The sequence below is a fragment of the Oceanobacillus sp. CF4.6 genome, from assembly GCF_051262635.1.
GTDB lineage: Bacteria > Bacillota > Bacilli > Bacillales > Amphibacillaceae > Oceanobacillus.
The window spans coordinates 1-12,342 of record NZ_JBIMEX010000004.1; the positions used below are offsets into that span (position 1 = coordinate 1).

A 12,342-nucleotide genomic window follows, 5' to 3' on the forward strand; every position below is an offset into this window, starting at 1 on the left:
AAAGCGAAGTGTATTTCCCAGAGCGGTCGCCGAAGTTGATTTTATGTCGTAGTTACCTCAACTCAGCGAGGCATATAACGAAAAGTGATTATAATTTTATTCTGACTTTGCTAAAAACGACTGTGGTACATCTGTTTTAAATAACATTAATTTATTTGTCGTTGGATGGTTAAAAGATAGTACTTTTGCGTGCAGACCAAGTCTTCCAATAGCAGTACGCTTCTTGGAGCCATATTTTTTGTCACCCACAACTGGGTATCCAAGGTCTTGCATATGAACACGAATTTGATTTTTCCGTCCCGTTTCCAACTGAACTTCCAGTAGTGAGAATTCATCATTTGACTGAACCAATTTATAATGCGTGATTGCATGAAGTCCATCATTTTGAGTTGGACTGGAATACATCAAATGTGTCTTGCTTTCGCGCAGCCAAGAAGAAATATACCCTTTTTCTTTTGTAACCTGCCCCTCTACTAAAGCAACATAAGTACGTTCTTTTACAATTTCTTTCCAGTTGTCCTGCATTTTCCGTTTAACTTGTTCACTCTTAGCAAACATCATTACCCCTGAAGTATCCTTATCCAGACGATGGACAACAAAAACTCTGTTATCAGGGTTCTCTTTTTTAACATAATCCATTAACTGGTGAAGTGCTGTATGCTTTTTCTCCTTTTCAGTTGCGATTGATAAAAGCCCAGCTTCCTTGTTAATGACAATGATATCATCATCTTCATAAAGAATGTTCATACCAATTAAAATGTCTTCTTTAATTGCCGCTTTATTCTTTAAAATGGTAACCGTCTGACCTCGACGCAGTCTGTAGTTATACTTCGTTTCAATATGATCATCTATCGTTACTTGACCCCTGGCCAAGATGGACTTTACAGAATTGCGGCTTCTATTAGTCATTATCTTCAATAAAAATTCTAATAATTCTATTGGTTCCTCTACTTCAAAGTTCATTGATTTTGCTTCTTTTCTGTAATTTGAATACTTTTTCTTAGGCATTATCGTTAGCTCCTTAGCTTCTTAAATAAAAATGTTAAGATTAAGCCAGATAACTATCCAGCTCAGTCTTAACATTAGATGGAATTTATTACAAATGCAAATCTAAATCTAATCCTCGTCTTTCACATCAATATCCTCTGGTATCGGTTCATTAAGGTAATCCTCAATCATTAATCGATACTTTTCTACTTGTTCGAAGTGTGATGTGAATTGTGCTTTATTGATAAGGTACTGTTCACCATCATGAATTGCACGAATACGACCTTGCAACACTAAAGCGGATAATTTCGTTTCATCCATAGATAAATATTCTGCAGTTTCCTGAACAGACAAGTACATTACCGTCAGCACCTTTCTATTTTAATTTATACTACCTATTATTTGCTCAAAACGTCATGATATTCTTTCTTTTTTTCGATTTTTTCTTTTGCATAGGGACATAGAGGTATTATTTTCTTTCCTTTTTCTCTAGCATATACAACAACATTCTCCAATAATTGTCCTGCTATACCTTGGCCACGAAGGTCATTTGATACGTAGGTGTGATCGATGACAAGTCTTTCCTCACCAGATTCCACAAATGTAATTTCTGCTAATGGATTTTGTACATTTTCTCCTATATAGAATTTATTTGCACCTTGGTTGATAGTAGCCATATTATTTCCTCCTAAATATTCAAACATCATCTATATATTATACCCTTATTTATGATTCATTGAAATGTAAAGTTGTACAAATTAATATTCAAATATGAAAATAACTTGCTTCTAAAATTTCTAAAACTTAACAGTAGCTTAATATTGGACTGCTATAATAAATGAAAGATAGTACAATTGGACTAAGAAAAGAAGGGGAAAATTACCATATGAAACATTTTTTCAGCACTGCTATTTCAAAGGCAACGTTACAAACGAGATTATTAATCCTTTTTATATCGTTAATTGTCATTTCAATTATTACTGTAGGAACAGTAACATATGTACAGGCAAAGAATTTAACTTTGAATACAATTGAAGACAGACTAGCTAGAGAGACACAATTAATGGGATACATAGCAGAAAATCTACAATTCTTATATGTGAGTGATAATGATTATTTTATGCAACAGCTTAATGCCAACATCCGCACCCAGAAAAATGAACTTAAAGAAGACGGAATCGAATCGCAATTTTTCTATATAAATAGTAATAAAGCTATTCCATTTACAGCGAGCGCAGACACATTACCCTCCATTTCAGATCCATTGATTACGGAGATTACAGAGAAAGAGAATGGGCAAATCAGTAAAGAAATTGATGGCGAACCATATACGATTTCGTTCCAGCAAATGGACGAGATTGGAGGTATCTATGTATTACTTGTACCTAATCATTCATTTATGACACCTGTGACAAATATGGGTTACATTATCATTTCAATTATCATTGCAAGCATACTCATCTCTACTATCTTGCTTATTCAATTCGTGAGATCATTAACAAGACCACTTACGGTATTACGCAATACGATGCGGGAGGTACGGGAGGGCAACTTGCACCAAGCACCTAAGCCAAAGACTACCCTCCCGGAATTTATTTCATTACATAAAAGCTACGACGCCATGATTGATCAAATGCGGACAATGCTTCATGAACTGAAAAGTACAACACTTGAATTAAACCATACAGGAGAGGATTTAAAAAATTCGTCCAATAGTACGCTTCAATCGAGTCATGATCTAACTGAATCTATCAACGTTGTTAAAAATGGCGCAGAACAAACTGCAAGCAGTTCCGAAAACAACGTATCCAGCTCTATTGCAATGAAACAAAAAACAGAAACTATGCTAAAAAACATGGACAATGTTTTTGCAAACTCTGAAAATATGAGAATCTCAGCAGTAAATGGTGAAAAAAATATCACAAAATTAATTCTAACCTCCCAAACATTCGAGAAGGATTTTAATCATTTAACTAAAACGATACAACAAGTAAATGAATACGCTAAGTCTATTTCCAAGCTTGTTGGATTGATTCAAGGTGTTGCAGAACAAACCAAATTATTATCACTCAATGCAGCAATTGAAGCAGCCCGGGCCGGGGAAGCCGGGAAAGGATTTTCGGTAGTTGCAAATGAAGTTGGCAAACTCGCAGAACAATCTTCAACAGCAGCTAATGAAATAACGAATGCCATATCGAATATGGGAGATATAACACAATATGCAACCACAGAGTTTAAAAGTTTATTTCAAAAAACGAATGAAAATTTGACAATCGCAAATGAATCGAAGGTCTCCTTTGATGAGCTAATGGAGAAAATCGTTGAAACGAATAATAATATTAAAGCGATGCAGGATGAGTTAAAGGAATTAAAAATGGAGCTTCCAAAACTGGAATTGTCAGCCGAAGACTTTGCCTCCATCTCACAAGAAACATTAGCAAGTTCGGAGGAAATGCTTGCAAGCAGTGAACACCAATATAAACAAATGGAAAACACACATGAAATCGGATTAAAGCTTATTGGTATTTCAAACGCTTTATCCCATATTACGAAACAATTTAAAGTAGATTAGGGTAGAACTTTTCGAAATAGTATATTGCTGAGAACCCTTAGATACCTCAAGGGTTCTTTCTTTTTCAATCCCAAAAATCGGTTGTATTTAAAATATAATCACACTGTTTTTCCACATCAAGCGATGAAAAGTAATGTTCCTCCAAAGGGATCCATTGATTGATGAACATTTGCAATTTTTCTTCCCCATTTCGTTTAGCAATGCGTTTCAATTGTGTTTGCGATTCAACTGTCATAAAGATTTTATAATCATAAGCATTTGCCAAACTCGGGTGTAGGCAATATACCCCTTCAATAAGGGTAATTTTTTTGGGGGAAGTATGAATTGGTTTATCCAAGGCCCTAATTGCACAGTTATATGGACGGTATGAGATGGTTTCGCTATTTTTTAAAGGGTTCAGTACTTCTTCTTTGAATCTCTCGTAATGGACATTTCCACCAGGTTCAGCCAGTCTTTCCTTTGTTTTCATCTCAAAAGGAAGGAAGAAATCATCCATATGAAAAACATTACAGTCAAATGCTCCGCCAAGTATTTTTGATAATGTACTTTTACCACTGCCACATCTTCCTTCAATCGCAACAATCAGATGGTCATTCTCTTCCAATTGTTTTTCTAATGTCTTGATAATAGGCTGAAACTTATCGTTATTCTCCATAACACTCTCCCTCTCATATATAAATAACTCAACTCTCGAAGTAACAGCTTTTTATATCATTTCGTTTTGTATAAACTCCGAAGTAACTGCTTGTTGATTTCCTCTACGGACAGTTGCTTTCCGCGGGCACGGCTTCAGCCTCCTCGCGGAAAACCACCGCTGTGGGGTCTTCAGACACGTGCTATTCCCGCAGGAGTCAACTGTCCTCCGCTCCAATCAACTGCCATGATAGTGGAAATCATTCTCTAAATAATAGAGTTGGTACAGTCATATCATTCCGCGAATGGACACCACAATAGCTCGGGGAAATACACGGAGACTCCAACGGGAAGAGAGGCATAGGTGAGACACTGAAATGCGTCAGCATGAAGGGGCTCACCAGCCGCCCGTGGAAAGCGCAGTGTATTTCCCCGAGCGGTCGCCGAAGTTCCCTATCCTAGTTCGCATTTTATCTCAACTCTGCGATAATTAATAGGCTATAAAAAGTGCGAAAGTGTGGGAAATAGTAATCTCATCTTATCAATCCCCTATACGATTCGCAATCGCATTTATCTTGAATTTTTGTTTTTGAAGCGAATCAAAGCTACAATAGTTATGGAAGGAGTTTTATAATGAACAGCAATTATAATTTACCTGAAAATATAATCGAACTATTGAATAATAAGAAAAGAAAAAATGATGATAATTTCCAAGAGTTGATCAGACAGGATGGTTATGTTCCTCCTGATATGGACTTATTGATTGATGCCATATCTGCTCTTCACATGGGGAAAAATGTTTTATTAAAAGGCCCAACAGGTGCAGGAAAAACGAAATTCGCCGAAACCTTATCCTCCCTCTTCCATCAACCCATGTTCAGTGTTAACTGCTCCGTTGATTTGGATGCAGAAAGCTTACTTGGCTTTAAAACATTGGCCTATCAAAATGAGAAACAAGTGATTGAATTCGTTCCAGGACCCGTAATTAATGCAATGAATTATGGAGAGTTCTTATATATCGATGAAATAAACATGGCCAAACCAGAAACACTCCCACTCATTAATGGCGTATTGGACTACCGAAGAACGATTACGAATCCATTTACGAATGAAATCATCACAGCCAAAGATGGCTTCGGAGTAATTGCAGCGATAAATGAGGGATACATTGGTACCGTTCCACTCAACGAGGCATTGAAAAACCGCTTCATCGTTATTGATGTTCCCTATATTGAAGGTGAACAATTAAAAAAACTCATTCAGACAAACACAAGTCTGGCAGATGAAGTGACAACCGATTTATTTGTGAAATTATCCAAAGATCTTATTACTGCGGTTCATCAAGGAAAGTTATCAGAAGACGCTGCTTCCATCCGCGCCTTACTGGATGCTTGTGATTTGAGCGGAATCATTCCACCAAAAAGGGCAATCCTTCGCTCTATTGTTGATAAATTGGATGAAGAACGTGAACGTGAATTTGTACTGAATCTGACAGATACTTTATTTGCAGTTTAGAAAGTGCATACACGCAACGAAGGTTATCACTTAAAACCTTCGTAACAACCAAGTTTTCTAATAGATAAGGAGAATATTTTATGTATCGTTTCCATGATTCAAAAGTGGATACAGATCTTTTTATGCAACTACAAGACTTAACTACTGTCCTATCCGACAATCCGAATATGGATTTTGAGCATAATTACGGATCATTTATTGATCTGATAGACTCCAAAGTTACAGCAAGTAGATTCTGGGATAAATCAAAAGATGATATTAAGGAAGCAGGACTTAAAACAGATGTTCTTTTACGAACAATTGGTACGTTACGTTATTCCAGCGTACCTGCAATGAAAACATATTTGGATAACACGATTGAGAGCGGGAAACCTAAATTTTCCGCCCAATTATTCACACTTCTTGAAGATTTACGACTTGAAGAAATGGTGAAAAAAGAACGACCAGGGACAAAAAAAGGCTTTGCTGTTCGCAAAAATTACCTGAAGCATTACTTCGAAAAGCAATTGACTGCAAATGTTACCCGAGGGTTTGCGACAGATGAAATCTTTTGTCTTCTCTATTTATTACTACAGTCCGATAATCCAGACCCTGTTTTTCCGAGAGCGAATGAGAAACAGCTTCAACAACTCGATAATTTAAAACCGCTTATCTATTCCGTCTTTGAAGCGAAAAGCACTGGAGATATTACGAAGATAGCGACACAAATTGTTTTCCGATTGAACGAGCATTATCAGGATTCCATTAATGAATATTTCATCTTTCCAATCAGCCATATTGAAAGTTATACAAAAAATACGTTATTTGACGAACTTACAAGAACAGACGATCTAGTCAATAATGATCAGGAAGATATCGATGAAGAAAACAGCGAATACTTCGATGAGGAATTTTCCACCTGGCATCGTGAGAATAAAAATGGTGAACAAAAGCAAAACTTCTTGCAATTTGAATTAGAACAAGGTACCAAAACAAGTATGATGGGTGGCGGCGCTCGCGAAACAGAAGATGCCGACCAAGCTATGGCTTCCATCCAGGGAGCTTCCGGAGAAAGTATGGAAAAGGACTATTCCGAAATGGAAGCCTTAGATAAAAAGGAAGAATCCAATGCAACACAAGGTAATGAGAATACTTTTGGGGAAGCGAACAAAGAAGCAGTACATTTAATCAAGGCTGCAAACACTCCCTCCAGGGAAGACGAGCAATTATATCAGGAGTACGTAAAAGCGATTGAAGCTTACCAACGAAAACTTGCGAATACAATCAAAAAGACAATTGAGCATAAAAAAAATACGCCACGAAAAGATTTATTGGTTGGAAGGCTATCCAAAAAATTATTACCGATAGTGATTGATGAAACTCCAAGAGTATTTTATAAAAAGGATCATGAATCAAAAGAATTCGATGCTGTCTTTACCTTACTTATCGATTGCTCTGCTTCGATGGCAGGTAAAATGGAAGAAACGAAAAGAGGAGTTATTTTATTTCATGAAGTCCTCAAACAATTAAATATCCCCCACTCCATTATTGGATTCTGGGAAGATGCAAATGAAGTGAGAGAAAACTATCAACCAAATTATTCCCACATGATCCATTCCTTTTCTGATTCTCTTTATCAAAACAACGGTCCGAAAATTATGCAACTCGAAGCCCAAGAAGATAATCGGGACGGGTTTAGCATACGAGTTATTACGAAAGAAATGGAAGCAAGGCGTGAAAAGAATAAGTTCCTTTTAGTATTTTCAGATGGGGAGCCCGCAGCATCAAACTATGATCAGAATGGAATCGTTGACACACATCTGGCCGTATCCGAGGCTAGAAAAAAAGGCATCGATGTCATCGGAATGTTTTTAGCGGACGGGGAGATTGGTGAAAGAGAAGAAGATATCATGAAAAATATATACGGCAAAGAACATATTATGGTTCCAACTATTTCTGAACTACCGGAGCATTTTACACCACTGTTGAAAAAATTATTATTAAAAGCAATTTAAAGGAAGATTAGCGCTCTTCCTAAAATCTGCTGCTACAATTCTTGATGTCCTACCAGAACCAGTAGCCAATGATATCACTAACTAATAGAGATTGGGGGGGCAATTATCAATGAAATTAGAAAATGATTATTTTAAAGACGCTATTCGAACACTTAGCAAAGTAAAAGATATCCCTCCTAGAAAAACTAGATTTACTAAAAATGATAACTTTATAACTATAAGTATAAAAAATGAATCTGAAAACGGATTAGATATAAACTGCTTTAAAGTCATTGACATAATCTACAGTTTAATTGGTCCTGCAAAAACTAAATTTAGCCATACCACTTTCACATTTCCCAACACTGAAAAAATAGATAAGATACATATCTCCTTTGAAGAAAATGATTATAAAACTTTAATAAATACATTGTTTAACAAAAATACTTAATTAAATATAGAAAAAGGCTATGCACTTTTATGCATAGCCTTTTTCTTCTTCCATCCCCTAAATTTCATTCGGGAGGCTCGTTCTATGATTTTACCTGAATCTTACTGCACTTCCATATGCAAATCTCCTGTTTTGGCCCATCCATTAAATTTCAACGCCTGATATACGACAAGTGAAATCGCTTACCTATTTGATTGATTTTGAACGTTTTTGATGTTATTATAATGATTATAGGAGGATACTTATGTTAACTGAAGAAAGGCATTCCTTTATTATAAAGCGACTAAATGAGAGCGGTATTGTAAAATCACATGAACTTATGACAGAACTTGATTGTTCAGAATCTACAATTCGAAGAGATCTTGCGCAATTAGAGTATAACGGGATACTCATACGTATTCATGGCGGCGCCAAACGAAATTACCAATTGGATGAAGAACTATCTTATACCACGAAAACGTTCAAAAACGTTCAAGAAAAAGATGAAATTGGTATTTTTGCTGCATCCTTGATTGAAAAAAATGATGTGATTTACTTGGATGCCGGTACATCCACCCTAGCTATGATCGATTATATAAATACGGATACTATAACAGTAGTAACAAATGGGATACTTCACGCCTCCCTTCTTGCTGATAAAAATATAAACACGATTCAACTTGGTGGAAAGGTAAAAAACTCCACAAAGGCGATTATTGGTGCATCAAGTCTAAGCGAGTTAAAGAATTATCGTTTTACAAAAGCCTTTTTAGGAATCAACGGAATTGACATCGCTTATGGATGCACAACTCCTGACCCTGAGGAAGCTGCATTAAAGACACTTGCCCACCATCAATCAGCAGTAACCTATGTACTTGCAGATAAAAGTAAATGGGACAAAGTTAGCTTTGCAAAGGTATGCAATTTAGAAGAAGTTACGATACTAACGGATTCCAGTGAACCAAACTTGAAACCTTATTACGATAAAACAACGATATTGGAGGCCTCGAAATGATTTATACCATTACCCTAAATCCTTCCATTGACTACTTAGTTCCTGTAAAGGAGTTACATATTGGTAAATTAAATTATATGGAGAACGATTTAAAATTACCAGGCGGAAAAGGCATTAACGTCTCTCGTATATTAAAGGAAATCAATGTGGAATCAACCGCTTTAGGATTTATAGGTGGATTTACAGGTCGTTTTATTTCAGATTGGCTCGAAAAGGATCTTGTCAAAACAGACTTCATTCCTATTGAAGGTGACACAAGAATTAACATCAAACTTAAATCAGATGCAGAAACAGAAATTAATGGGCAAGGGCCAGTGATTACAAATGCCGAAGCAGATCAATTATTAACACAAATGGAAGCTGCTGAACGTACAGATACCTTTATCTTATCTGGCAGTAAACCACCATCATTACCAGCTGATTATTACAGCAAAATGATAGAAAGCATTACCAGAAAAAAAGCAGAATTTGTCATTGATACTACTGGTGAAGCATTAAAAAAAGCATTGCCCTATAAACCATTACTAGTAAAACCAAATCAACATGAGCTGGAACAATTATTTAATGTACAACTTAATAACGCAGAAGATATTAGCCATTACGGTAAAAAATTACTCAAAGCAGGTGCCAAGCATGTAATTGTCTCGCTTGCGGGAGATGGCGCTTTGCTAATTACCAAGGACGGAATCTATAAGGGAATCAATCCAAAAGGAATAGTGAAAAACTCTGTCGGTGCTGGTGATTCCATGATTGCTGGATTTGTCGGTGACTATTTAGTAAGTCATGATCCAGTCAAAGCTTTTAAAATGGGAATTGCCTCAGGCAGCGCCACAGCTTTTTCCAATGACTTAGCTAAGAAAGAAGAAATCTTATCACTGCTACCTCAGGTGGAAGTCACCAGTATCTAACATAATAAGCTTATAAAGGACTGATAAACTTGAAAATTACTGATTTATTAAGTAAAGATATAATGATTATGGACATGCAGGCAACAGAAAAAGAAGCTGCAGTTAATGAAATGATTCGTAGCCTTAACAAACATCGGATTGTCAGTGATGCAAAGCTATTTAAAGAAGCCATTTTAGCTCGTGAAGCACAATCCTCTACTGGCCTTGGTGACGGGATTGCTATGCCACATGCAAAAACAAAGGCAGTTAATAAACCGACCGTACTTTTTGCGAAGAGCAATAAAGGGGTTGATTATGATTCACTTGATGGTCAACCAACCTATTTATTTTTCATGATTGCCGTTCCAGAAGGTGCTAATAATACCCATTTACAAACATTGGCTGCACTATCTAGAATGTTAATTGATCGTAAGTTTGTTAATCAACTCAAATTAGCAAAAACACCTGATGAAGTACATGCACTTTTCAACCAATCAGAAGATGAAGAAGAAACACCTGTAGAATCAGTGGATTCATCTGTTGAGAAACCATTTATAGTTGCTGTAACTGCTTGCCCTACCGGTATTGCACATACTTATATGGCTGAGGATTCCTTAAAGAAAAAAGCTGTGGAGATGAATGTTGATATCCGTGTCGAAACAAACGGTTCAGATGGAGCTAAAAACCGTTTAACAGATGATGAAATTAGAAGAGCTGACACGATTATAATTGCTGCTAGTAAAAAAGTAGATATGGCGCGTTTTGATGGAAAACGTGTCTTGGAAAGACCGGTAAGTGACGGAATTAAAAAAACAGAGGAATTGATTACAAAGGCAATTAATCAGGACGCTCCAATCTATCACGCTGAATATAATCAAGAAAACACGAAAGAGGAAGATAAGCCAAAATCTATTTGGAATACGATTTATAATGACCTTATGAATGGTATCTCACATATGCTTCCGTTTGTAATCGGTGGTGGAATCTTACTCGCTATATCATTTCTATTTGAAAGTTTACTCGGAAGTGATAGTGAAGTTTTCCTCTTTCTCAATGAACTTGGTGGCAATGCATTCAACTTCTTAATTCCTATCTTTGCTGGGTTCATTGCGATGAGCATTGCAGACCGTCCAGGTTTAATGCCAGGTATGGTCGGTGGTTTAATTGCAGTTAATAGTGATGCCGGATTTATCGGTGGATTAGTTGCTGGTTTCTTAGCGGGTTATGTCATTATCCTGTTAAAGAGACTATTACGCGGATTACCAAAGTCTCTTGATGGGTTGAAGCCAATTCTCCTTTATCCAGTATTGGGGTTATTCATTACAGGTATTCTCATGTTCTTCCTATTTGGTCCTATTTTTGCTGGATTAAATACTGCAATGGTGGACTTCTTGCAAGGACTTGGAACAGGTAATGCAGTTATCCTTGGCGTTCTATTGGGCGGCATGATGGCAATTGATATGGGCGGACCTTTTAATAAAGCAGCATATGCATTTTCAATCGGTATATTCACAGATACCGGTGATGGCAGTTTAATGGCTGCAGTTATGGCTGGTGGTATGGTTCCACCTTTGGCTATCGCCTTAGCTTCCACTCTATTTAAGAATAAATTTACCGAGGACGAGCGCAAATCCGGTGTTACCAACTATGTTATGGGACTTTCATTCATAACAGAAGGTGCCATTCCATTTGCTGCAGCTGATCCCCTTCGAGTTATCGGTTCTTCTGTACTTGGTGCAGCAATTGCCGGTGGGTTGACACAACTCTGGAGTAGTGCAATTCCCGCTCCACATGGTGGGATTTTCGTCATTCCTTTAGCAGAGAATGCACTATTCTTCCTACTTTCACTTGTAATAGGTACAGTAGTGGCTGCAATTGTGCTGGGCCTTTGGAGAAAACCAGCTTAACAAAAAGAACAGCATTTCTACAATAGAGTAGAAATGCTGTTCTTTCGTTTTTACACTTACATTTTATAATTTTTATGATTAACAACTGTCTTGAGTGGTTCACCTGTTACCGGATGTGTACCTATCTTAATAATCACGGAGTTTTCCCTCACCGTTAAAACCTCGCCATTCTTACCTTTCTGCTCACCCTTAACTACTTGAACCTTATCTCCCACGTACGCTTGCTTTATAGCTTTCTGTTCTTGTACTTCTTCTTCCATTTTAATTCCTCCTAGCCACGTGATGTTCTAACGCTGATGAAGATTTTAAATTACATATTATCCTTCCACAATGAACAATTGCTGATTCATCCTCTACCAATGTTAACATAAATTTACACATTTCTCTTAACATATATTTAAAAGTTTTTAATGCAAACGCTAT

The 12,342-nt window shown here is 36.8% G+C and carries 12 protein-coding genes; 7 read left to right on the plus strand and 5 right to left on the minus strand.

Annotated features, from left to right (window positions below; translation table 11 throughout):
* Positions 1-96: 96 nt before the first annotated feature.
* From ACHABU_RS08160 to ACHABU_RS08170, 3 genes are all read right to left on the minus strand, one after another.
* Positions 97-1,008, minus strand: a complete 912-nt coding sequence (locus ACHABU_RS08160) for an RluA family pseudouridine synthase (RefSeq protein ID WP_435764217.1) — start codon at positions 1,006-1,008, stop codon at positions 97-99.
* A gap of 108 nt (positions 1,009-1,116) precedes the next feature.
* A complete protein-coding gene (locus ACHABU_RS08165; RefSeq protein ID WP_435764219.1) occupies positions 1,117-1,347 on the minus strand; it encodes an excisionase family DNA-binding protein in 231 nt (76 codons plus the stop codon).
* A 38-nt stretch (positions 1,348-1,385) separates the two neighbouring features.
* A complete protein-coding gene (locus tag ACHABU_RS08170; RefSeq protein ID WP_379497269.1) occupies positions 1,386-1,664 on the minus strand; it encodes a GNAT family N-acetyltransferase in 279 nt (92 codons plus the stop codon).
* Between the two features lie 209 nt (positions 1,665-1,873).
* Between ACHABU_RS08170 and ACHABU_RS08175 the strand changes: the two genes are divergently transcribed.
* Positions 1,874-3,559: a methyl-accepting chemotaxis protein gene (locus ACHABU_RS08175; protein ID WP_435764223.1), complete on the plus strand. Its 1,686-nt coding sequence runs from the start codon at positions 1,874-1,876 to the stop codon at positions 3,557-3,559.
* Between the two features lie 64 nt (positions 3,560-3,623).
* On the opposite strand, the gene ACHABU_RS08180 is transcribed toward ACHABU_RS08175, so the two are convergent.
* Complete coding sequence (locus ACHABU_RS08180; RefSeq protein ID WP_435764226.1) at positions 3,624-4,214, minus strand: uridine kinase family protein; 591 nt, start codon at positions 4,212-4,214, stop codon at positions 3,624-3,626.
* A 611-nt stretch (positions 4,215-4,825) separates the two neighbouring features.
* Between ACHABU_RS08180 and ACHABU_RS08185 the strand changes: the two genes are divergently transcribed.
* The 6 genes from ACHABU_RS08185 (at position 4,826) to ACHABU_RS08210 (ending at position 11,919) form a co-directional block, all read left to right on the plus strand.
* A complete protein-coding gene (locus ACHABU_RS08185) occupies positions 4,826-5,707 on the plus strand; it encodes an ATP-binding protein (protein ID WP_435764229.1) in 882 nt (293 codons plus the stop codon).
* Positions 5,708-5,787: 80 nt separating this feature from the next.
* Positions 5,788-7,701, plus strand: a complete 1,914-nt coding sequence (locus ACHABU_RS08190) for a vWA domain-containing protein (protein ID WP_435764232.1) — start codon at positions 5,788-5,790, stop codon at positions 7,699-7,701.
* A 109-nt stretch (positions 7,702-7,810) separates the two neighbouring features.
* A complete protein-coding gene (locus ACHABU_RS08195) occupies positions 7,811-8,131 on the plus strand; it encodes a hypothetical protein (RefSeq protein WP_435764234.1) in 321 nt (106 codons plus the stop codon).
* A 244-nt stretch (positions 8,132-8,375) separates the two neighbouring features.
* Positions 8,376-9,125: a DeoR/GlpR family DNA-binding transcription regulator gene (locus tag ACHABU_RS08200; protein WP_435764236.1), complete on the plus strand. Its 750-nt coding sequence runs from the start codon at positions 8,376-8,378 to the stop codon at positions 9,123-9,125.
* A complete protein-coding gene (pfkB, locus tag ACHABU_RS08205; protein ID WP_435764238.1) occupies positions 9,122-10,033 on the plus strand; it encodes a 1-phosphofructokinase in 912 nt (303 codons plus the stop codon). The genes ACHABU_RS08200 and pfkB overlap by 4 nt, the downstream gene beginning before the upstream one ends.
* Positions 10,034-10,062: 29 nt before the next feature.
* Complete coding sequence (locus tag ACHABU_RS08210; RefSeq protein ID WP_435764241.1) at positions 10,063-11,919, plus strand: PTS fructose transporter subunit IIABC; 1,857 nt, start codon at positions 10,063-10,065, stop codon at positions 11,917-11,919.
* Positions 11,920-11,975: 56 nt separating this feature from the next.
* Here ACHABU_RS08210 and ACHABU_RS08215 read toward each other — a convergent pair whose 3' ends face one another.
* Positions 11,976-12,179: a DUF2187 family protein gene (locus ACHABU_RS08215; protein WP_435764243.1), complete on the minus strand. Its 204-nt coding sequence runs from the start codon at positions 12,177-12,179 to the stop codon at positions 11,976-11,978.
* Positions 12,180-12,342: the final 163 nt, after the last annotated feature.

Coding starts and splice junctions, on each gene's coding strand:
- ACHABU_RS08200 (WP_435764236.1), top strand. CDS start 8,376: ATGTTAACTGAAGAAAGGCATTCCTTTATTATAAAGCGACTAAATGAG.
- ACHABU_RS08185 (WP_435764229.1), top strand. CDS start 4,826: ATGAACAGCAATTATAATTTACCTGAAAATATAATCGAACTATTGAAT.
- ACHABU_RS08165 (WP_435764219.1), bottom strand. CDS start 1,347: ATGTACTTGTCTGTTCAGGAAACTGCAGAATATTTATCTATGGATGAA.
- ACHABU_RS08180 (WP_435764226.1), bottom strand. CDS start 4,214: ATGGAGAATAACGATAAGTTTCAGCCTATTATCAAGACATTAGAAAAA.
- ACHABU_RS08175 (WP_435764223.1), top strand. CDS start 1,874: ATGAAACATTTTTTCAGCACTGCTATTTCAAAGGCAACGTTACAAACG.
- ACHABU_RS08190 (WP_435764232.1), top strand. CDS start 5,788: ATGTATCGTTTCCATGATTCAAAAGTGGATACAGATCTTTTTATGCAA.
- ACHABU_RS08170 (WP_379497269.1), bottom strand. CDS start 1,664: ATGGCTACTATCAACCAAGGTGCAAATAAATTCTATATAGGAGAAAAT.
- pfkB (WP_435764238.1), top strand. CDS start 9,122: ATGATTTATACCATTACCCTAAATCCTTCCATTGACTACTTAGTTCCT.
- ACHABU_RS08195 (WP_435764234.1), top strand. CDS start 7,811: ATGAAATTAGAAAATGATTATTTTAAAGACGCTATTCGAACACTTAGC.
- ACHABU_RS08215 (WP_435764243.1), bottom strand. CDS start 12,179: ATGGAAGAAGAAGTACAAGAACAGAAAGCTATAAAGCAAGCGTACGTG.
- ACHABU_RS08160 (WP_435764217.1), bottom strand. CDS start 1,008: ATGCCTAAGAAAAAGTATTCAAATTACAGAAAAGAAGCAAAATCAATG.